At 70.8% G+C, this 19,603-nt stretch carries 19 protein-coding genes and 1 pseudogene; 7 read left to right on the top strand and 13 right to left on the bottom strand.

Annotation, left to right across the window (positions count from 1 at the left end; genetic code table 11):
• Positions 1-158: 158 nt before the first annotated feature.
• From ACRAWC_RS14805 to recQ, 3 genes are all read right to left on the bottom strand, one after another.
• Complete coding sequence (locus tag ACRAWC_RS14805; RefSeq protein ID WP_431348411.1) at positions 159-611, bottom strand: DapH/DapD/GlmU-related protein; 453 nt, start codon at positions 609-611, stop codon at positions 159-161.
• Positions 612-777: 166 nt separating this feature from the next.
• Positions 778-2,589 carry a glycoside hydrolase family 3 protein gene (locus ACRAWC_RS14800; protein WP_431348410.1) on the bottom strand — a complete coding sequence of 604 codons (1,812 nt, stop codon included), beginning with the start codon at positions 2,587-2,589 and terminating at the stop codon, positions 778-780.
• 120 nt (positions 2,590-2,709) lie between these two features.
• Positions 2,710-4,737 (bottom strand): DNA helicase RecQ, encoded by a 2,028-nt coding sequence (gene recQ / locus ACRAWC_RS14795; RefSeq protein ID WP_431348409.1) that lies wholly within the window; start codon positions 4,735-4,737, stop codon positions 2,710-2,712.
• A 188-nt stretch (positions 4,738-4,925) separates the two neighbouring features.
• On the opposite strand from recQ, the gene ACRAWC_RS14790 reads away from it, so the two are divergent.
• Positions 4,926-5,771 carry an EamA family transporter gene (locus tag ACRAWC_RS14790; RefSeq protein ID WP_431348408.1) on the top strand — a complete coding sequence of 282 codons (846 nt, stop codon included), beginning with the start codon at positions 4,926-4,928 and terminating at the stop codon, positions 5,769-5,771.
• 128 nt (positions 5,772-5,899) lie between these two features.
• Positions 5,900-7,458: pseudogene (locus tag ACRAWC_RS14785) on the top strand (amino acid permease).
• A gap of 27 nt (positions 7,459-7,485) precedes the next feature.
• Here the strand turns inward: ACRAWC_RS14785 and ACRAWC_RS14780 are convergent.
• Both ACRAWC_RS14780 and ACRAWC_RS14775 read right to left on the bottom strand, forming a co-directional pair.
• The gene (locus tag ACRAWC_RS14780) at positions 7,486-7,956 is read right to left on the bottom strand and encodes a MarR family winged helix-turn-helix transcriptional regulator (RefSeq protein WP_431348407.1); all 471 of its coding nucleotides are present in this window, start codon (positions 7,954-7,956) and stop codon (positions 7,486-7,488) included.
• A complete protein-coding gene (locus ACRAWC_RS14775) occupies positions 7,940-9,682 on the bottom strand; it encodes an MFS transporter (protein ID WP_431348406.1) in 1,743 nt (580 codons plus the stop codon). The genes ACRAWC_RS14780 and ACRAWC_RS14775 overlap by 17 nt, the downstream gene beginning before the upstream one ends.
• Positions 9,683-9,950: 268 nt before the next feature.
• Between ACRAWC_RS14775 and ACRAWC_RS14770 the strand changes: the two genes are divergently transcribed.
• Positions 9,951-10,550, top strand: a complete 600-nt coding sequence (locus tag ACRAWC_RS14770; RefSeq protein ID WP_431348405.1) for a TMEM175 family protein — start codon at positions 9,951-9,953, stop codon at positions 10,548-10,550.
• 9 nt (positions 10,551-10,559) lie between these two features.
• Here ACRAWC_RS14770 and ACRAWC_RS14765 read toward each other — a convergent pair whose 3' ends face one another.
• Positions 10,560-11,138 (bottom strand): helix-turn-helix domain-containing protein, encoded by a 579-nt coding sequence (locus ACRAWC_RS14765; protein ID WP_431348404.1) that lies wholly within the window; start codon positions 11,136-11,138, stop codon positions 10,560-10,562.
• A gap of 149 nt (positions 11,139-11,287) precedes the next feature.
• Here ACRAWC_RS14765 and speB point away from each other — a divergent pair, with 149 nt between their 5' ends.
• Genes speB through ACRAWC_RS14745 form a run of 4 tightly spaced genes read left to right on the top strand, consistent with a single transcriptional unit; the run spans position 11,288 to position 15,017 of the window.
• Positions 11,288-12,289, top strand: a complete 1,002-nt coding sequence (gene speB, locus ACRAWC_RS14760; protein ID WP_431348403.1) for an agmatinase — start codon at positions 11,288-11,290, stop codon at positions 12,287-12,289.
• A 41-nt stretch (positions 12,290-12,330) separates the two neighbouring features.
• The gene (locus tag ACRAWC_RS14755) at positions 12,331-13,974 is read left to right on the top strand and encodes a purine-cytosine permease family protein (RefSeq protein ID WP_431348402.1); all 1,644 of its coding nucleotides are present in this window, start codon (positions 12,331-12,333) and stop codon (positions 13,972-13,974) included.
• Positions 13,971-14,366: a nuclear transport factor 2 family protein gene (locus ACRAWC_RS14750; protein WP_431348401.1), complete on the top strand. Its 396-nt coding sequence runs from the start codon at positions 13,971-13,973 to the stop codon at positions 14,364-14,366. The genes ACRAWC_RS14755 and ACRAWC_RS14750 overlap by 4 nt, the downstream gene beginning before the upstream one ends.
• A complete protein-coding gene (locus ACRAWC_RS14745) occupies positions 14,367-15,017 on the top strand; it encodes a cyclase family protein (RefSeq protein ID WP_431348400.1) in 651 nt (216 codons plus the stop codon).
• A gap of 154 nt (positions 15,018-15,171) precedes the next feature.
• On the opposite strand, the gene ACRAWC_RS14740 is transcribed toward ACRAWC_RS14745, so the two are convergent.
• The 7 genes from ACRAWC_RS14740 to ACRAWC_RS14710 all read right to left on the bottom strand — a co-directional run bounded on the left by ACRAWC_RS14740 (position 15,172) and on the right by ACRAWC_RS14710 (position 19,457).
• Entirely contained in the window at positions 15,172-15,837 is a 666-nt protein-coding gene (locus tag ACRAWC_RS14740; protein ID WP_431348399.1) for a phosphatase PAP2 family protein, read from the bottom strand.
• A gap of 90 nt (positions 15,838-15,927) precedes the next feature.
• Positions 15,928-16,125: a hypothetical protein gene (locus tag ACRAWC_RS14735; RefSeq protein WP_431348398.1), complete on the bottom strand. Its 198-nt coding sequence runs from the start codon at positions 16,123-16,125 to the stop codon at positions 15,928-15,930.
• A gap of 35 nt (positions 16,126-16,160) precedes the next feature.
• Positions 16,161-16,418 (bottom strand): hypothetical protein, encoded by a 258-nt coding sequence (locus ACRAWC_RS14730; protein WP_431348397.1) that lies wholly within the window; start codon positions 16,416-16,418, stop codon positions 16,161-16,163.
• A gap of 91 nt (positions 16,419-16,509) precedes the next feature.
• Positions 16,510-16,974: a hypothetical protein gene (locus tag ACRAWC_RS14725; protein WP_431348396.1), complete on the bottom strand. Its 465-nt coding sequence runs from the start codon at positions 16,972-16,974 to the stop codon at positions 16,510-16,512.
• A 175-nt stretch (positions 16,975-17,149) separates the two neighbouring features.
• Positions 17,150-17,803, bottom strand: a complete 654-nt coding sequence (locus ACRAWC_RS14720; RefSeq protein WP_431348395.1) for a zinc-binding dehydrogenase — start codon at positions 17,801-17,803, stop codon at positions 17,150-17,152.
• A 5-nt stretch (positions 17,804-17,808) separates the two neighbouring features.
• Complete coding sequence (locus ACRAWC_RS14715) at positions 17,809-18,126, bottom strand: alcohol dehydrogenase catalytic domain-containing protein (RefSeq protein ID WP_431348394.1); 318 nt, start codon at positions 18,124-18,126, stop codon at positions 17,809-17,811.
• 92 nt (positions 18,127-18,218) lie between these two features.
• The gene (locus ACRAWC_RS14710; RefSeq protein ID WP_431348393.1) at positions 18,219-19,457 is read right to left on the bottom strand and encodes an ROK family protein; all 1,239 of its coding nucleotides are present in this window, start codon (positions 19,455-19,457) and stop codon (positions 18,219-18,221) included.
• Between the last annotated feature and the right edge of the window lie 146 nt (positions 19,458-19,603).

Below are 19,603 nucleotides of genomic sequence, written 5' to 3'. Positions count from 1 at the left end.
CATCGTCACGCTACGACGAGGCGGCGAGCGGAGCGAAACCGTCGGTGCGGAGGCGACAAAAACGGCCCGCGAGGTCCGCGGGCCGTTTGTGGGATGCTCCAAAACGCCGTCCCGAACGTCATCGGGTATGGACAAGAGCGTTGGGTGCCGGTAGCGGCTCAGGCCGCCCGGCGGGTCACCCGGGTCTCGCGCGGCAGAGCCGCGAGGGCAGCGCGCGCGGCGGTCGCCCCACGCAGCTCGATCACGGTGCCTGCCGCGATCTGCTCGTCACGGTCGACGCGGGCGCCGTTGCCGATCATGGCGTTGTCGCCCACCTTCACGTTGCTGCCGATGCGCACACCGCTGCCGATGACGCAGCCCTTGCCGATGTGGACGTTGGCGCCGACGAAGGTGCGGTCGCCGATCGTCGCGCCGGAGTCGATCCAGCTCCCGGCGCCGATGTAGGCGTCCAGTCCCACGCGGGCGTCGGCCTCCACGTAGGCGGTCGGCTCGATGCGGGCCGAGTCCGCCACGCGCGCCGTGGGGGACACCAGCCCCTTGCCGTTCGCGTGCCGCCTGTACTTGATGATTGCGCCGGTCTCGTCCTCGAGCTCTTCGATCCTCCGTGCCATTTCATCCCTCCTTCGAGATCGTCGCGAAATTACGCCAACTGACATAACCGTGGACGGGGACGAAAGATTCCCTGATCGCCCCACGGAAAGGGCACTGTACGCCTGCGATCCGTGGGCGACCAGGGCCGAGGCTCAGAAGATGCTGAGCCTCGGAAACGGCTGAGCGCTAGTAGCTCAACCCGTGGCCGAACCGGTAGAGCGGGTCAGCGGTGTCGAACGGCACATCCGGGCGGTTCTCGACCACCGCCGCCATCGACGACGGCAGGTCCATCGGGAGGCGCCCCTGCGGCGCGGCCTCCCCGAACAGCACGTCGAGCAGGGCCGCTGAGCTCGCACCGAAGTCGACCGCGATGGCGCGGACCTCCCCCGCGAACGGCGTGAGGATCGCCGGGCGGTCGAGGAACACCTCCAGCACGGTCGGGACGGCGCGGGCGATGGCGAGCACGTCGTCGATGGCCTCCTGCGGGAAGTCGAGCGAGCCCGCATGGAAGAAGTTCTCGAACATCGTCGAGCGCTGCTCGTACGGCGCGTGCAGGCGCACCAGCGCCACGTCGGCCTCCTCCGGGGTGGCGACGACGGTCGCGTAGCCGGCCACGGCCTCCGGGTCGAAGCCGCGCACGAACACCTTCGTGCCGCGGGCCAGCGGGAGAAGGCGTTCGCCCAGCCGCGTGGCCTCGTTCTTCAGCAGCGTGACCGACGCGCGCTGCGCCGCCTCCCCCGCCGCCACGAACTCCGCGTTGCCGACGACCTCCGCCGCGCGCGCCGGGTCGACCGTGGGCGCGTCGAACAGCCTGAGCCGGAACTTCTCGCGCAGCAGGCGCCGGGCGGAGGTGTCGAGTCGCTCCTCCGGCAGCTCGCCGCTTCGGACCAGGTCGATCAGGAGTTCGGGGATCGCCTCGCCGCCGAACTGGTCGGCCCCCGCATCCAGAACCTTCGCCATCCGCTCGCGCGTGCTCAGGTGCTCGACGCCCCAGGCGCGGGCGGGGAACGGCTGACCGGCGATCTCGGCGTCCGAGAGCAGCCCCCAGTCGGTGCAGACGATCCCGTCGAAGCCGTAGCGCTCGCGCAGCAGGCCGGTGACGACGGACTTGTTGAAGCCGAAGCCGACCTCCTCGTACTCGGTGCCGACCGGCATCCCGTAGTACGGCATGATCTGGCTGGTGCCGGCCTCGAACGCGGCCTCGAACGGCTTGAGGTGCGTCTCGAACTCGCCGCCCGGGTAGACCTGCTCGCGGCCGTAGGGGAAGTGCGGGTCCTCGCCGTCCTTCTGCGGGCCTCCGCCGGGGAAGTGCTTGGTCATCGTCGCGACGGAGTCCGGGCCGAGCTCGGCGCCCTGGAAGCCGCGGATGTACGCGGCGCCGAGGCGGGAGGTGAGGTCGGCGTCCTCGCCGAAGGTGGCGACCTGGCGCGCCCAGCGCGGCTCGGTCGCGAGGTCGATCTGCGGGTGCAGGGCGACCCGGATGCCGACCGCGGTGTACTCCTGGCGGGCGATGTCGGCGAACCGCTCCACGAGCTCCTCGTCGCCGATCGCCGCGAGGCCGAGCGTCTCCGGCCATTGCGAGAACGGGCCGGCCATGATCGCGGCGCCCGGGTTGTCGCTGAACGAGTGCCGCGGGTCGGTGGAGAGCGTGACCGGGATGCCGAGCCGGGTGCTCGCCGCGACCTCCTGCACGCGGTTGTGCCACTCGGCCATCTCGGCGGCCGAGCCGGCGGCGCCGAACACGTTGAAGTGGGTCATGTGCCGGTCACGGATCATCTCGGCGCTGTCCGCGATCCCGAACAGCGGGTTCGGGCCGGCGACCGTGCCACCGTCGCCGATGGTGATCATGGTCTGGAAGAACAAGCCGGCCTTCTCCTCCAGGGTCATCTGGCCGAGCAGGTTCTCGACGCGCTCGTCGAGCGGGAGGCTCGCGTCGCGGAAGCGGGGGTCGACGGGGAGGTCGGCCGTGGTCGGGTCGGTAGCGGTCGTGTCGGTCATTCGCACTCCTTCGGGCGTCACGGGTGAACGGTTCCGATCATAAACCGACTGGTGCTTGGTTTTTGCCGTGAGTGTGGCGGAAGGGCAGGTGGCGCTGGAGTGCGAGGTGGGGACGCCGGGCTAGCCCTCGGCGGCCACCACCTCCAGCAGGGCCTCCCCGTACGTCTCCTTCTTCTTCGCGCCGATGCCGCTGATGCCGTCGAGGTCGGCGAGGGTGGACGGGCGCGCGGCGGCGACGGCCCGGAGGGTCGCGTCGCCGAAGACGATGTAGGCCGGTACCCCCTGCGTCTTCGCCTCGCTCGCACGCCACGCGCGCAACGCCTCGAAGAGGCCGGCGTCGGCGGGCGCCAGGTCGGCGGCGGCGACGGAGCGGGCGCCGCGGGAGGAGCGCACCGCGCGCTCCGGCTCGCGGCGGAGGACGACCTCCCTGCCTCCGGACAGCACCTCGGCGCTCGTGGGGGTCAGGGTGAGGACGCCGTACTCGCCCTCCGGCTTCAACAGCTCCTGTGCGATGAGCTGGCGGACGACGCCGCGCCACTGGCTCTCGCCGAGCTCCTCCCCGATACCCCAGGTCGACAGCCGGTCGTGGCCGTACTGGTCGACGCGCGGGGTGCGCTTGGCGCGGAGGATGTCGATGAGGTGGCCGGCGCCGAAGCGTTGGTTGCGCTCGCGCTGCAGGCGGACGACCGTCGAGAGGAGCTTCTGGGCCGGGACCGTTCCATCCCACGTCTCGGGCGGGGTGAGGCAGGTGTCGCAGTTGCCGCAGGGCGTGGCGCGCTGGCCGAAGTAGTTGAGCAGGTTCACCCGGCGGCACTGCACGGTCTCGCACAGGGCGAGCATCGCGTCGAGGTGCTGCGTCAGGCGACGGCGGTGCGCGAGGTCGCCCGGGGATTCGTCGATCATGCGGCGCTGCTGCACGACGTCCTGCAGCCCGTAGGCCAGCCAGGTGGTCGACGGGAGGCCGTCGCGGCCGGCGCGGCCGGTCTCCTGGTAGTAGCCCTCGACCGACTTCGGGAGGTCGATGTGGGCGACGAAGCGCACGTCCGGCTTGTCGATGCCCATGCCGAACGCGATGGTCGCCACAACGATCACGCCGTCCTCGCGCAGGAATCGTGACTGGGTCCGCGCCCGGGTCTGCGCGTCGAGGCCTGCATGGTACGGGAGCGCATTCAGCCCGCGGCCGGAGAGGAACTCGGCCGTGCGCTCGACCGAGTTGCGAGACAGCGCGTACACGATGCCGGCCTCCCCCGGGTGCTCGCCGGTGATGAAGTCGAGAAGCTGTTTGCGGACCTCCACCTTCGGCACGATGCGGTACTGGATGTTCGGCCGGTCGAAGTCGGAGACGAAGTGCTCGGCGTCCTGGAGGCGCAGCCGCTCGGTGAGCTCGCGGTGGGTCGCGTCGGTCGCGGTCGCGGTGAGGGCGATGCGCGGGACGTCCGGCCAGCGCTCGGCCAGCTCGGAGAGCGCCAGATAGTCGGGCCGGAAGTCGTGGCCCCACTGGGAGACGCAGTGCGCCTCGTCGATGGCGAAGAGCGCGACACGGCCCCGCTCCAGGAATCGCTTGGTCGCCTCGCTGGACAGCCGCTCCGGAGCGACGTAGAGGATGTCGAGCTCGCCGGCGAGGTAGGCGCGCTCGACCGCGGAACGCTGGCCGGCGTCCTGCGTCGAGTTGAGGAACGCCGCCCGCACGCCCACCGCGGTCAGCGCGTCGACCTGGTCCTGCATGAGGGCGATGAGCGGCGACACGACGACGCCGGTGCCCTCCCGGACCAGCGAGGGGATCTGGTAGCAGAGCGACTTGCCGCCGCCGGTCGGCATGAGCACGACGGCGTCGCCGCCCGCCACGACACGGTCGATGATGGCGACCTGCTGCCCGCGGAACGAGTCGTAGCCGAACACGGTGCGCAGCGCCTCGGCGGCCGAGGCGAAGCGCGCCGGGGTCGCCCGCGGGGTCCGGGACGCGGCCGTGGCCGACGGACCGTCCGAGGGAACCACCGGCGGCGCGTCCGAGAACGGCAGCTCCGCATACGGGTCGTCGCCGAAGTCGGGAAGCGGGGGCTCGACGTCGAAGGGCGGCTCGACGTCGAAGGGCGGCTCGTCGAAGGGCGGCGCCTCCCGGTCGTCGGGCTCCCACGTGTTCCAGCTCATCCCTCGATCGTAACGACCGCCGCCGACCGAGCCGCCCCGGTCGAGAATCTGTGGAGAAGTCACGCAGGCAGAGCCACTGTGGAGGACGAACTGAGCTTCACCGCCGCCCTCCGCTACGATCGGCCCATGCGGACGCACCCCGAAGCACCCGGCACCGCACACCTCCTCACCTCACCGGCCCGGGCCTGATGCCGGCCGCGATCCTCGGCCTGCTCAGCGCGCTCGTCTACGGCTCGGCCGACTTCGTCGGCGGCCTCGCCGCTCGCGCGATCGGCCCGCTGCGCACCACCGCGCTGGGCGCCGTCGGCGGCCTGGTCCTCCTCCTCGCCGCCCTCCCGTTCGTCGGCGGCGTCTGGTCGGCCGCCGCGCTCGGCTGGGGCGCGGCCTCCGGAGCCGTCGGCGCCCTCGCGGTCGCGCTGCTCTACGCCTGCCTCGCGATCGGGCCGATGAGCATCCTCTCGCCGCTCACCGCGCTCGTCTCGGCGGTCGTGCCGATGGTCTGGGGCCTCGCCGGCGGCGACCGGTTCGCCCCGATCGGCTACGTCGCCCTCGGCCTCGCGCTGGTCGCGGTGGTGCTGGTCGGCTTCGTCCCGGAGCGCGGCGCCGTGCGTCCCACCGGCCGCGCGCTCGGGATGGCCGTCGCCGCGGGCGCGCTGATCGGCGTGTTCCTCATCATGCTCAACCAGACGCCGGCCGACTCGGGACTCGTCCCGCTCGTCGCCAACCGCACGGTCAACGCCGCGATCACGTGGACCATCATCGGCGTGCTGGCCGCGCGCGGCGTCTCCCGCCGGCTCAGCAGGCGCGGCCTGCTGCTCGCGCTCGGCTCCGGGCTGCTGGACGCCTCCGCCAACGTGCTCATCCTGCTGGGGCTGCGGGCGGGCGACCTGACCACGATGTCGGTGCTCGTGGCGCTCTACCCCGCCGGCACGATCGTGCTCGCGGCGCTCGTCCTGCGCGAGCGCATCGCCCCCGTGCAGTGGGTCGGCTTGGTCCTCGCCGTCGCCGCCGCCGGCATGCTCGCCGTCGCCTGACCTCCACCGCCGACGGGCACGTGACCGCCCCTACACCCGCCCGGCAGGGGCGTTTACGCGCCCCTCGGCGGTTGCGATCGCGCCGAAAGCACCGGGTACTGTAGGACGCCGGACCACGGGAGGCGCCGATGAGCACACCACACGACCCCGCCGACGAGCTGGAGAATCGCCGCGAGCACCTGGGCGACGTATCCCAGGCGGTGCAGGACTTCTCCAGCGAGCAGGAGGGCTACCACAAGTCGCTGTCGTCGCGGCAGCTCCAGATGATCGCGATCGGCGGCGCCATCGGCACCGGCCTCTTCCTCGGCGCGGGCGGCCGGCTCGAGCAGGGCGGCCCCCTGCTCGTCCTCGTCTACGCGGTGTGCGGGTTCTTCGCGTTCCTGGTGCTGCGCGCACTCGGCGAGCTCGTGCTCCACCGGCCGTCGTCCGGGTCGTTCGTCTCCTACGCGCGCGAGTTCTACGGCGAGAAGATGGCGTACGTCGCCGGCTGGATGTACTTCCTCAACTGGGCGATGACGGCGATCGTGGACTCCACCGCGGTCGCCCTCTACGTGAAGTACTGGCAGCTCTTCACGTCGGTGCCGCAGTGGCTGCTCGCGCTGATCGCGCTGGTGGTCGTCGTCAGCCTCAACCTCATCTCGGTGAAGGTGTTCGGCGAGATGGAGTTCTGGTTCGCGATCATCAAGGTCGGCGCGCTGGTCGCGTTCCTCGTGGTCGGCATCATCGTGCTCGCGGCCGGCTGGCCGACGGACGTGGGCCCGACCGGTCTCGCGATGCTCGCTCAGAACGGCTGGCTGCTCCCCACGGCGTCGCCACGATCGGCATGGCGATCGTGCTCGTGCAGGGCGTCGTCTTCGCCTACGCGGGCGTGGAGCTGGTCGGCATCGCGGCCGGCGAGACCGAGAACCCGGAGAAGATCATGCCGCGCGCGATCAACAGCGTGGTGTTCCGCATCGCCGTCTTCTACTGCGGCTCGGTGCTGCTCCTCGCGCTGCTCCTCCCGGCGAGCGCCTACAGCGGCAGCGAGAGCCCGTTCGTCACTTTCTTCAGCCACCTCGGCGGCCCGCAGCTCAGCGCGATCGTCGGCTCGGTGATGAACTTCGTCGTGCTCACGGCTGCGCTCTCGAGCCTGAACGCGGGGATGTACTCGACCGGCCGCATCCTGCACTCGATGGCGCAGACCGGCGCGGCTCCGGCCTTCACGGCGCGGATGAACACGCGCGGCGTGCCGTACGGCGGCATCCTGCTCACCGCGGCGATCGGCATCCTCGGTGTCTTCCTCAACCTGATCGTGCCGGCGGAGGCATTCAACATCGTGCTGAATGTGGCGTCCCTCGGCATCGTGACGAGCTGGGCGATGATCATCCTCTGCCAGATGCAGCTGCGGAAGTGGTCGCTGCAGGGCAAGCTCGCGCGCCCGTCGTTCCGGCTGTTCGGGGCGCCGTTCACCGCCTACCTGACGCTCGCCTTCCTGGCGTCGGTGATCGTGCTGATGGCGTTCGACTACCCGACCGGCACGTTCACGGTCGCCTCGCTGGTGATCATCATCCCGCTGCTCATCCTGGGCTGGTACGCGCAGCGCTCGCGCATCCTGGCGATCGCGCAGGCCCGCGAGGGCTACACCGGCGCCCACCCGGTCGTCGCCGTCCGCCGTCCGCCCCGCCAGCGCCGCCCGCCGCGCACCTGACCGAAGGGTCGCCGAGTCGGAGTGCGCTCAGGAAGCCGGGGTGGGGCGCGCGTTGTGGGCGGCCTGTTCCAGCGCAGGCATCGCCGCGCGGATGGCCTCCACATCTTCCGGCTCCAGCTCTGCCAGGATCGCGGCCACCGCCCGCGCCCGGTCGGAGCGGGCTGCGAGCAGCAGCTCGGTTCCGGCGTGCGTGCCGGACACCAGGAACGAACGACCGTCCGCCGGGTCGGGCGTGCGCTCGACGAGCCCACGCGCCTCCAGGTCGGAGACCACGCGTGTGATCGTGGGAGCCGCCACGACCTCGATCGCGGCGATCTCGCTCGGCCGCAGCGGCCCGCTGCGCACGATCGTGGAGAGCGCCGAGAGCTGGCCGTGGCTGAGCCCTCCCGTGGCCGAGCGGATCCGGCGGTTCAGCCGTCCGACGGCAAGGGCCAGGCGGCCGGCGACATCGTCGTCACCGGTCGTCGGCCGTCCGGAATCCTCACGCTCGCCCTGCACCGACTTCCTCGCCTTCCACAAGGGCCGGCCGCGCGGCTGCGACCGCCTCCTCATGAACATACTTGGATCCGCCGAGGAACGAGGCGACGGCGCCGATCAGACTCATCGCCGCCGCGGCGATGAACACCACCACGAGGCCGTCGTGGAACGGTCCGGAGATGAGCTGAGGAAAGAATTCCTTGCCCGTCAGCGTCGCGGCGTCCACGTGCGGGGACTGCAGCAGGCCGGTCGGCCCGAGCAGGCTCGCGATCGGGTTGTAGCCGAGGAATGCGGCGAACAGGCTGCCGACCGGAGGGGTCGCGCCGATCTGCGCGGCGACGTTCTGCGGCACGCCGTGCGAGGTCAGCCCGGTGGTGAGCGCCGTCGGGAGCGCGACCGAGAGGCCCGCGATCATCAGCGAGAAGAAGATGCCGATGGAGAGCGAGCTTCCGGCGTTGAGGGCGACGCCTGCCATCCCGGATGCCGCACCGCGCTCGTTCGGCGGCACGCTGTTCATGATCGCCGTGCGGTTCGGCGACGAGAACAGGCCGGAGCCGATGCCGTTCAGGCCGGTCAGCAGCGCGAACTGCCAGTACTCGAAGTTCACCGGGATGAGCAGGAGGCCGATGAAGGTGACAGCGACGAGCACGAGTCCCACGGTGGCGAACGCCCGCGATCCGAACCGGTCGGAGAGCGCGCCCGAGACCGGGCCGGCGATGAGGAAGCCGATCGTGATCGGCAGCATGTAGATGCCCGCCCACAGCGGCGTGGACTCGTAGCTGTAGCCGTGCAGCGGCAGCCAGATCCCCTGCAGCCAGATGATCAGCATGAACTGGAGGCCGCCTCGGCCGATCGCCGCGAGGAAGCCCGAGAAGATCCCCGACGAGAACGCCCGGATCGTGAACAGCCGCATGTCGAACATCGGCGAGGGCACCCTCAGCTCGATCATTACGAACGCGATCAGCAGCAGGATGCCGCCGACGATCGAGCCGAGGACCCACGGGTTGCCCCAGCCCTGCGACGAGCCGCCGTAGGGCTGGATGCCGTAGGTGATGCCGGTCAGGAGCGCGATGAGGCCGATCGCGAAGGTGACGTTGCCGAGCCAGTCGATCTTGCCGGGGTTCTTCTGGCCGACCTCGTGCAGCGACTTGAACGACCAGATGGTGCCGATGACGCCGAACGGCACCGAGACGAAGAAGACGGCGCGCCAGTCGATCTCGGCGAGCACGCCGCCGAGGATGAGGCCGATGAAGGAGCCGGCGATGGCGGCGACCTGGTTGAGGCCGAGCGCGAAGCCGCGCTTGTTGGCCGGGAACGCGTCGGTGAGGATCGCGGTCGAGTTCGCGAACAGCATGGCGCCGCCGATGCCCTGGACGAACCGCCAGGCGATCAGCCACATGGCGCCGGGGCCGCCGCTGAACGGGTCGAGGCAGAGCGCGATCGCGGCGACCGTGAAGATCACGAAGCCGAGGTTGTAGATGCGGACGCGCCCGTACTGGTCGCCCATCCGGCCGAACATGACGACGAGAACGGCGGTGACGAGCATGTAGCCCATCAGCATCCAGAGCAGGTACGAGACGTTGCCCGGCTGCAGCGGGTTCAGCTTGACGCCGGTGAAGATGGCGGGCAGCGAGATGATGACGATCGAGGAGTTGATCGTCGCCATGAGCATGCCGAGGGTGGTGTTGGAGAGCGCCACCCAGCGGTAGTGCGGGTGATCTTTGGTGAAGATGCCGGTGCGGGCCAAAAGAGTCCTTCGTGCGTTTCGTATGGGGTGTCGTGGGTCGCCGGCCCAGGCGGAGGTGCGCGCCCGAGCGGGAAGCGCGTCGGCGCGCTGATGATTTATATGCGTTAACTATATATCCGGTGGAGTGCTCCCGGAAGCGGGGGCGGCCGGCTCGGCGAGCCGGTCACGCCAGGGACGGTTGACAGGCGACAGGGCGCCGAACTTAGATGAGCCGCACGAAGAGTCACCGGACGTTTTCGTGAGCGCGTCGCCGCACCGAGGAGGAACCGTGTCGAAGGCGAGACTCGAGGCGTTCAGCGACGGGGTGCTCGCCGTCGCCATCACCCTCCTCGTCCTCGACCTCCACCTCGCGCCGGGTAACGGCACCGGCCTCCTGGCCCAGCTGGCGGCGGCGTGGCCGTCGTTCGCCGCGTACGTCGTCAGCTTCCTCGTCATCGGGGTGCTCTGGGTCAATCACCACTCCGTCCTGCGGCTCGTGGTCACCGTCGACCGGCTGCTGCTGTTCTGGAATCTCATCCTGCTGATGTTCGTCACCGCCATCCCCTTCACCACCGCCACGCTGTCAGCGGCGCTCGCGGACGGCAGCGCTGCGGACGTGCGTGTGGCGGCGGTCCTGTACGGGGGAGCGTCGACCGGGTTCGCGGTCGCGTTCACGCTCCTCTTCGGGAGGGTCACCCTGCTCGAGGTGCGCCAGGGGAGGCTCGATCCTCGGGAACGCAGGGTCGACCTTCGCCGCTTCGGTGCAGGCACGGTGTTCTACCCACTGCTGACCGTCATCGGCGTCGTCTACGCCCCGGCGATGCTGCTCGGCTTCACCGCGCTGAGCGTCTACTACCTGTTCAACCAGACCGGGGCGGCGGAGGCCTGAGGCCTGCCGTCAAGCGCTCCACAATGCCGGCACCAGCACCCAGATCACCTCGGCGCCGTCGTCGGTGAGCACGCGCCAGCTGTGCGGCTCGTGACCGCTGAAGGTCAGGCTGTCGCCGGGGCCGAGCCGCCACTCCCGGTCGGAGAAGCGGACCTCGATCTCGCCGCGGAGGACGTGCAGCACGTCGACGTCTGCGGCCACTGCGTAGAGCTCGTCGCCACCGTGGCCGCCGGACTGGATGACGGAGCGGATGACCTGGACGCGCGACTCCGAGCGCGGCGAGAGCAGCCGCTCCTCCGTGTCCACGCCGCCGAGGTTGACCTTGGCGCCGGTGCCCGCGGGGACGAGCTGCACGTCGGGCTCCTCGAACAGCGAGCCGACCGGGATGGAGAGGACGTCGCACAGGCTGATCAGCGACGAGACGCTCGGGGAGGTCATGTCGCGCTCCACCCGGGAGAGGAACCCCTTGGTCAGGCCGGTGATCTGGGCGACCTCGTCGATCGTGAGCTGCTGCGCCCGGCGTGCCGCCCGCAACCGGGGCCCGATGGCCACGCGGCGGTCGGCGGGTTCGAGGGGCATCGTGCGCATGGGACAACGGTAACCGGTCGGCAGGCCGGACCCGCAGAGTCGCACGAGCGCGTTGACGGCGGGGGCCTCTCGTTGTAGCCTCTCATGCAACAAAGGTTCCGTAACGGAAAACCCGCGCCACCGCACCACATCGCACCAAGGAGGTTGCTTTGCCGCAGAACGTCGGCCCCATCGACTCGTCGCGCACACCCCGCTACGCCGGCCGCGACGGCTTCGCCCGGCTGCCGCGGCTCGACCAGGTGAGCCGCGCCGACATCGTCGTCGCGGGCGTCCCGTTCGACAGCGGCGTCTCCTACCGGCCCGGCGCCCGCTTCGGGCCGAACCACATCCGGGAGGCCTCCCGCCTGCTGCGCCCCTACAACCCGGCGCTCGACGTGTCGCCGTTCGAGCTGACCCAGGTGGCCGACGCGGGCGACATCGCGGTCAACCCGTTCGACATCGCGGAGGCGATCGAGACCGTCCAGTCCGCGGCCTACGACCTCACCGCCGACGGGACACGCCTGGTCACCCTCGGCGGCGACCACACCATCTCGCTCCCGCTGCTGCGCGCCGCGGCCGAGCGCCACGGACCGGTCGCCCTCCTGCACTTCGACGCGCACCTCGACACCTGGGACACCTACTTCGGCGCCGAGTTCACCCACGGCACCCCGTTCCGCCGCGCGTTCGAGGAAGGCATCCTGGACACCGAGGCGCTCAGCCACGTCGGCACGCGCGGCCCGCTCTACGGCAAGAAGGACCTGGACGACGACCACCGCTTCGGCTTCGGCATCGTCACGAGCGCCGACGTCTACCGGCAGGGTGTGGACGAGGTCGTCGCGAAGCTCCGCGACCGGATCGGCGACCGCCCGCTCTACATCTCCATCGACGTGGACGTCCTGGACCCCGCGCACGCGCCGGGCACCGGCACCCCGGAGGCCGGCGGCGTCACCAGCCGCGAGCTGCTGGAAATCATCCGCGGCTTCGTGGGCCTGAACCTCATCGGCGCGGACGTCGTGGAAGTCGCCCCCGCCTACGACCACGCCGAGCTCACCGGCGTCGCAGCCTCCCACCTCGCCTACGATCTCGTGTCGCTGCTCGCGCTGCGGCACCAGGATCTGCAGCAGGCGGACTCCGCCGAACGGCCGGCCGACGCCTCCACCCTCTCCCGCTGACAGCACCCCACCCAAAACAACGCGCCACGAAGGGAACCCGCATGTCCGACGACGTCGTCACCGCTGCACTCAACCCCCGCCCGAAGATCACGGAAGTGGAGGCCCACGGGATCGACACCATCCCGGACGCCGACCGCACCTCCAACTGGCTCGACCTGGCCCGCATCCAGTTCGGCGGCGTGAACACGTTCGCCACCATCCTGCTGGGCACGTTCCCCATCGCGCTCGGGCTGTCGTTCTGGCAGGCCGTGGCCGCGACGGTGCTCGGTGTCGCCGTCGGCATCGCGTTCCTCGCGCCGATGGCGCTGTTCGGGCCGAAGACCGGGACGAACAACGCGGTGTCGTCCGGCGCCCTGTTCGGCGTGCGCGGCCGGATCGTCGGCTCGTTCCTGTCGCTCCTGACCGCGATCGCGTTCTACTCGATCTCGGTATGGGTGTCCGGCGACGCGATCGTCGGCGCACTGACCCGGCTCGCGGGCGTGCCCGACTCGGTCGGCCTGCGGCTCGGGATCTACGCGATCATCGGCCTGATCGTGATCGTGGTGGTGATCTACGGCTACCAGTTCATGCTGCTGGTCAACAAGGTCGCGGTCTTCGCGAACACGGCGCTGATCCTGCTGGCGATCGTGGCGTACTCCGGGGTGTTCGATGCCGGCTACGACCCCGGACCCAAGGCGCTGGCCATCGGCGGCGCGTTCTGGCCGACCTTCATCGCCGCCGCGCTCATCGTCATGGCCAACCCGATCTCGTTCGGCGCGTTCCTCGGCGACTGGTCGCGCTACATCCCGCGGGCGACCGCGCCGCGCAAACTGATCGGCGCGACCGTCCTGGGCCAGGGTCTGGGGCTCATCCCGCTGCTGTTCGGTGTCGCCACCGCCACGCTCGTGTTCGGCAAGTCGGACTACGTCGTCTCGCTCATCCACGTCTCGCCGCTCTGGTACGCGCTGCTGCTGCTCGTGGTGGCGTTCATCGGCGGCCTGTCGACCGGCACGACCTCCCTCTACGGCACCGGCCTGGACTTCTCGTCGGTCGTCCCGCGGTTCAGCCGGGTGCAGGCCACGATCTTCATCGGGACCATCGCGTTCCTCTTCATCCTGGTCGGCCGGCTGGTGTTCGACCTGCTCGGGACCGTGAACGCCTTCGTCGGCGCGATCGTCGTCACGACCACCCCGTGGATGGTCATCATGACCATCGGCTACGTCGTGCGGCGCGGGTTCTACGACCCGTCCGACCTCCAGGTGTTCAACCGCGGCGAGACGGGAGGCCGCTACTGGTTCGCGGCGGGCGTGAACTGGCGGGGGATGACCGCCTGGATCGTGGCAGCCGTCGTCGGCTTGCTGTTCGCCGACTACCCGCCGATCATCGTCGGGCCGTTCAGCGGCCTCGCCGGGGGCATCGACCTGAGCCTGCTGTCGAGTGTGGTCGTCGCCGGTGTCCTCTACGGGGCGCTGCTCGCGATCTTCCCGGAGCCGCGCTACGTGTTCGGTCCGGACGGCCCCCGCGGCGTGCGCTCGGCGGACGGAGTCGTGCCGCCCATCCACCTGGACGAGCGGTCGGCGGCGGCCCGCGCGCACGCGCGCCGGGCGAAGGCCCAGCGCCTGGAGCCCCGCGGGGTCGACGCGCGCACGGTCGAAGCGCGCACGGTCGAAGCGCGCACAGTCGAAGCGCCGGAGGCCGGAGCGTGAGCGAGCGGGAGCGGGAGGTCCTCGCCGCGGTCGACCGGATCGTGGACGACTTCGGCAACCACCGCCGCGACGCCTACTTCTCGGGCTTCGCCGACGACGCCACCTTCGTGATGCACACGCACCCCGTCCGGCTGGAGTCGCGCGCCGAGTACGAGGCGGCCTGGGGCACCTGGGAGCGCGACGGCTTCCAGGTGCTCGGCTGCCGCTCGACCGGCCGCCGCGTGCAGTTCGCCGGCGACGACGTCGCGATCTTCACGCACGACGTGGAGACCGAACTCGCCGACGGCGACAGCCGCACGACCGTGCGGGAGCGCGAGACCATCGTCATGCAGCGCCGCGACGGCTCCTGGACGTGCATCCACGAGCACCTGTCGCCGCGGGAGGAGGGCTAGATGCGGGTGATCGACCTGAGCCACCCTATTCACAGCGGGATGACCGTGTTCCCGGGCGACCCGTCGGTTCGTGTGGAACCGGCGGTGACGATCGCCGAGGCCGGGGTGAGCGTGCTGCGCCTGGAGCTCGGCAGCCACACCGGCACCCACGTGGACGCACCGTCCCACACGGTCGAAGGCGGCGCGACGATCGACGCCGTCGACCTCGGCCGGCTGGTCGGGCCGGCACGGGTGATCGACGTGAGCGGCCTGCCGCCGCGGACGCGCATCCGGCCGGAGGACGTACGCGACGCGCTCCGCGCGATCGAGCCGGGGACGATCGTGCTCGTCCGGACGGGATGGTCGACGCAGTTCGACGAGCCCGGCTACCTCGACCACCCGTACCTGGACGTCGGGATCGCCACCGCGCTGCTCGACGCCGGCGTGACCGTGGTCGGAGTCGACGCGCTCAACCCGGACGAGACCGTGGCCGACGACCCGGAGCCGAGCCTGCCGTTCCACGACGTGTTCCTCGGCGCAGGCGGGCTCATCATCGAGAACCTGACCGGCCTCGATCGCGTCACGGCGGCGTCGCCCCGATTCGTCGGGCTGCCGCTGCCGATCGCGGGAGGCGACGGGGCGCCGCTGCGAGCGGTGGTCATCGAGGACTGAGCGACGATTCGTGCCGAATGTCGCGTTTCGCGCGCGCATTCGCAACATTCGTCACGAAAGTGCGTTCCGCGATTCGTGCCGAATGTCGCGTTTGGCGCGCGCATTCGCGACATTCGTCACGAAGGCGCGCGGACGCTACGCGACGCGGCGGCCGCTAGGCGACGCGGCGGCCGCTGCCGGCGAAGACCCGCCCCGCGACCAGGTTCCAGAGCCCGGCGAACAGCAGGACTCCTGCGATGCCGTTGAGCACACCGCCAACCACGTCGGTCCCGTAGTGGACGCCGACGTAGAGGCGCGACCACATCACGACGGCCACGAAGATCGCGCCGACCACGATGACGATCGTGCGGGCGAGCGCGCCACGGCACACCATCGCCAGCGCGGTCACCAGCGCCGTCGCGAACACGACGTGGCCGCTCGGGTAGCTGAGGGTCGCCGGGTTCACGTGCAGCAGGTGGGTCAGCCCGGCGGTGGTCGGGCGGGGCTGGGCGACGACGGCCTTCACGATCAGCGTGGTGAGCCAGCCGAGGCCGGTGACGATGACCGCGCCGAGCGCGAGCCTCCAGCCCTTCACGAACAGCAGGATCACGAAGGTGATCACAAGGATGACCGCGACGATCGTCGGCCTGTCGAGCTGGTCGAGCAGCAGGGCGACCTTGTCGAGCAGCGGCGAGTTCACCTTGTTGACGGCCGCGTCGAGCGCGTCGAAGCGGAGGGCCACGACCCACTTGGCGGCGAAGCCGAGTGCGAAGGTCAGGACGAACAGGACGACAGTCCAGACGATCCAGTGTCGGGGGATGCGGAGCTGGGCGGGCTTCACGAGACGGGTCTCCTTTCGGGCGGACGTCTCAGTCAAGCACTGTTCGGCTCAGCAAGCTCTAAGAGAGCGCGGAGAAACGTAGCGCGTCTCTCAGGCGGCGACGTTTCGGGCGACGTTCGCGGGGCGGGTGTTGACGACCTCCACGTGAGCGTCGATGAACGTGTGGACGCTCTCGCTGATGTGGTACTGCGTGTGCGACAGTCGTTCGTCGTGCGAGCGCACCAGGGCGCGCGCGGCCGCGCGGCGGGACCGGACCCCGGCCAGCGCGACCACTGCGCAGATCAGCACGGCAACCGCGAGCGCGACCGCCGCCGCGTCCGCGATCAGCAGCCAGCCCGGGGGAGGTGCGCCGCCGTCGCGAAGCCCGTGGCCACGGCGACCACCGCCAACAGGGAGCCCGAGACCAGGACGGTGCGGCGGGCGAGCGCCCACGGGCTCGAGGCGAGCAGCGCGGAGGCCGCGACGATCTCGCGCTCCTGCTGCCGGCGCCGTTCCTTGGCCCAGTGCAGGTCCCGTTCGTGGCGGCGGGCGAGCCGCTGCGCATCGTCGTGGGCGCGGTCGTAGGAGGTGTGGTGGTTCACAGACGTGTCCTTCGGGTAGACGTGACTGTCTCGGGTGAGGTGGTGCTGTGGTGCGAGGTGTTGCGGCGCGGCGCGAGCTGCCGCGCGCGGGTCAGTGCGACGGCGTGGTGACGACCGCCGGGGAGCCGCCCGGGAACGACGAGACCGAGCCGAGCGTCGGCGCCGGGCCGAACGCAGGGGCGGAGACGACGGGCGCCGGCGCGGGCGCCGGCGGCGGGGTCAGCGCGACGACCGGGGCGAGCGCGGGAGAGGACGGGAGCGCCGGGGCGGCGGGAGCAGCGGCCTCCGTGGAGTCCGCGGAGCGTCGTCCGCTCGGGGCGGGCAGCGAGTCGGGTGCGCGCAGGCCGATGTCGGAGAGCGTGCCTTCGGTCCAGCCGGCGCGCTGCGCGGCCTGCCAGGAGGAGACGTAGTCGGCGATGGCGCCGTCGAGGTCGTTGAGTCGCTTGGCGAGTTCGCGCACCGCGTCGAGGCGGGCGGTGATCTCGGATTCGAGGAGCACGTGCGCGCGCTCCGCGGCCTTGTCGGGGTCGACGGTGGTGCCGTTCGAGGGGTTCACAATGACGTCCTTCCGCTTGGTTCGGGTCGGGGCAAAAGGCTGGGAACTTCGACGCTTCGGTGCGTCAGGGCGAGCATAGCCAGAAAGAACGTTCTGTGGGTCATTTGGAGGACACGAATTCGTCCCCCAATCCGGGCGACACGACGACGGCGTGTCGCGGAAGCCGTGCCCGGCTTCAGGGGCGCAGCAGCACCTTGCCGACGCGGCCGGAGCGGGTGGCGACCTCCACGGCCTCCCGCACCTGGTCGAACCCGAACACGGCCTCCACCGGCAGGGTGATCGCGCCCGTGACGGCCGCGCGGATCAGCTCGCCGAAGAGCTCCGCGCGCTTGCCCGGCTCCATCGAGGAGCTCACCTTGCTGCCCCAGAAGCCCTTGACCACGGCCTGCTTGAAGATGAGGTCACCGGACGACAACCGCATCGGCTCGCCCCCGGTGGAGCCGAACGACACCAGCGTGCCGCCCTCCGAGACGAGCGCCAGCAGGTCGCCGCTCGCCTCGCCGCCGATCGAGTCGACGGCCACAGCGATGGGCGCGCCGTCCGCGAGGGCGCGCACGCGCTCCCGCCAGTCGTCGGCTCCTGTCGCGACCAGGTTCGGGATGCCCTGCGCCGCCAGCGCGTCGGCGTCGTGCTGCCTGCGGACGAGCCCGATGACCTTCTCCTGCCGCGTCGCCGCGAACTGCGCGAGCAGCCGCCCGACCGCCCCGTTCGCCGCGTTCTGCAGGATGACCTCCCCCGGCTTCACCTCGAGGTAGTCGAGCAGGCTGAGCGCGCTGAACGGCATCGCGACGAGCTGGGAGGCCACCTCGTCGCTCAGCCCGTCCGGCACGGGGATCAGCGCCCCGGCCGGTGCGACGAAGGCCTCCGCCCAGACGCCGAACGTGCCTCCGGTGACGACGCGCTGCCCGGCGGCGAGCGCCGTGACCCCTCGCCGACCGCGTCCACGACGCCGACGGCCTCCGTCCCCGCGCCTGCCGGCAGCGTCGGCTTGAAGCCGTACGTGCCGCGGATGGTCCACAGGTCGTGGTTGTGGATGGGCGAGAGCACGGTGCGCACCCGCACCTGCCCCGCTCCCGGTTCGGGGAGCGGCCGCTCCTCCACCTTCAGGACCCGTGCCGGGTCGCCGAACTCGTCCTGGACGATCGCGCGCATGGGCCAATGCTAAGCGGCCGGGCGTCCGCGCCACCAGCAGCGGGGCGTTCGGTGCCCGGTGCGTCTATTCCCGATCCGCGATCGTGCGTCGGTCAGCTCGCAGCGCGCTGTGTGGCCTCCGGCCACGCGGCGGACCACGACCCGGCCACGAGCATCCGGTCGACGGCTGCCGGATCGAGCACCTCGTCGATGACGCGCATCGCGGCTCCGCGCGCGCCGGCGAGGTCGCCGAGGGAGGCGCGCTCGAGCGTGAGGCGCTCGCTCGATCCGGGGAGGGCCATCTGATAGACCCCCTCCCGCATGCCGGCGAAGAGCGGGGTCTCCGCCTCGGTGAGGTAGCCCCAGGTCGCGATGACGGCGGGGTTGAGCAGGTTGACGACGGAGGCGAGGGCTTCGCCTATGCGCCGTCCGGCCTCGCGCACGGCGTGCACAGCACGCGGCTCGGCCTGCTGCGCCAGCCGGACGACGTCCGACACGTGTTCGACGTCGAGGCCGGCCTCGGCGAGCTGGCGCACCAGCGCGCTGCCGCTGGCGACCGCATCGAGACAGCCGACCCCGCCGCACGAACAGGCTTCGGTCGCCCCGTTGACCTTGATGTGGCCGAGCTCGCCGGCCAGTCCGCTCACGCCGCGCACCGGCACTCCGTTGACGATGATGGCGGCGTTGAGCAGGGTCCCGAGTTTCACGCAGACGAACACCTCGACATCGGGCCACGATTTGCGCCACTCGGCCAGGGCGATCAGGTTGACGTCGAGGTCGACGAACACCGGCGCGTCGAAGTGCTCGCGCAGATTGCTGCGGAAGTACTCGCGATCCCAGCCCGTTCCGCTCAGGCCGAGACCTCTGGCGTAGTTCGCGAGCTCGATGTCGTTGGGGATGCCGACGCCCATGCCCACGACGGGAGTTCCGGGCAAGCCCGCACGCATCCGGTCGAACGCGTCCTCCAGGTCGGTCAGGAGCGCGTGCGGCCCGGTCGCGAGTTCCACGGTCAGGTAGCCCTCGGCGAGCACAGCTCCCGCCAGGTCGGTCGCCGCGATCCGGCATCCCGAGATGCCGATCTGCGCCGCGAGGACGATGCCCGCGCCCGGATTGAAGCGGGCGAGCGCGGCAGGCCGTCCGCGTGAGCCGGCCACGGCGGCCTGCGAAGCGATGAGTCCGTGGGCGACGAGGAAGTCGATTCGCTGGATGGCGGTCGAGCGGGAGACTCCCATCGCTGCCGCGAGCTCGGAGATCGTGCTGGCGCGCCCCGATCGGACGAGCTGCAGGAGCGTACCGGACCCGTCGGCGAGGGCGTGCGTGGGGAGCGTGTCGATGGTGGCGTCGGTGGTCATCCCACTCCCCTCTTCGTCGGTGCGCGGTGGGTGCGCAGCCGAGCTTAATGTACCCGAATGTCGTAATGGGCAGCAATTTAAACAGATTCTTTTCTTATTTATGTTGACATTCAACATAAAGCTCTCCTACGCTCGACCCAGCAAGC

This window comes from Leifsonia sp. L25 (assembly GCF_050632895.1).
The sequence above is the reverse complement of the archived record's forward strand: the minus strand, read 5'-3'. Positions and strand labels throughout refer to the sequence as shown.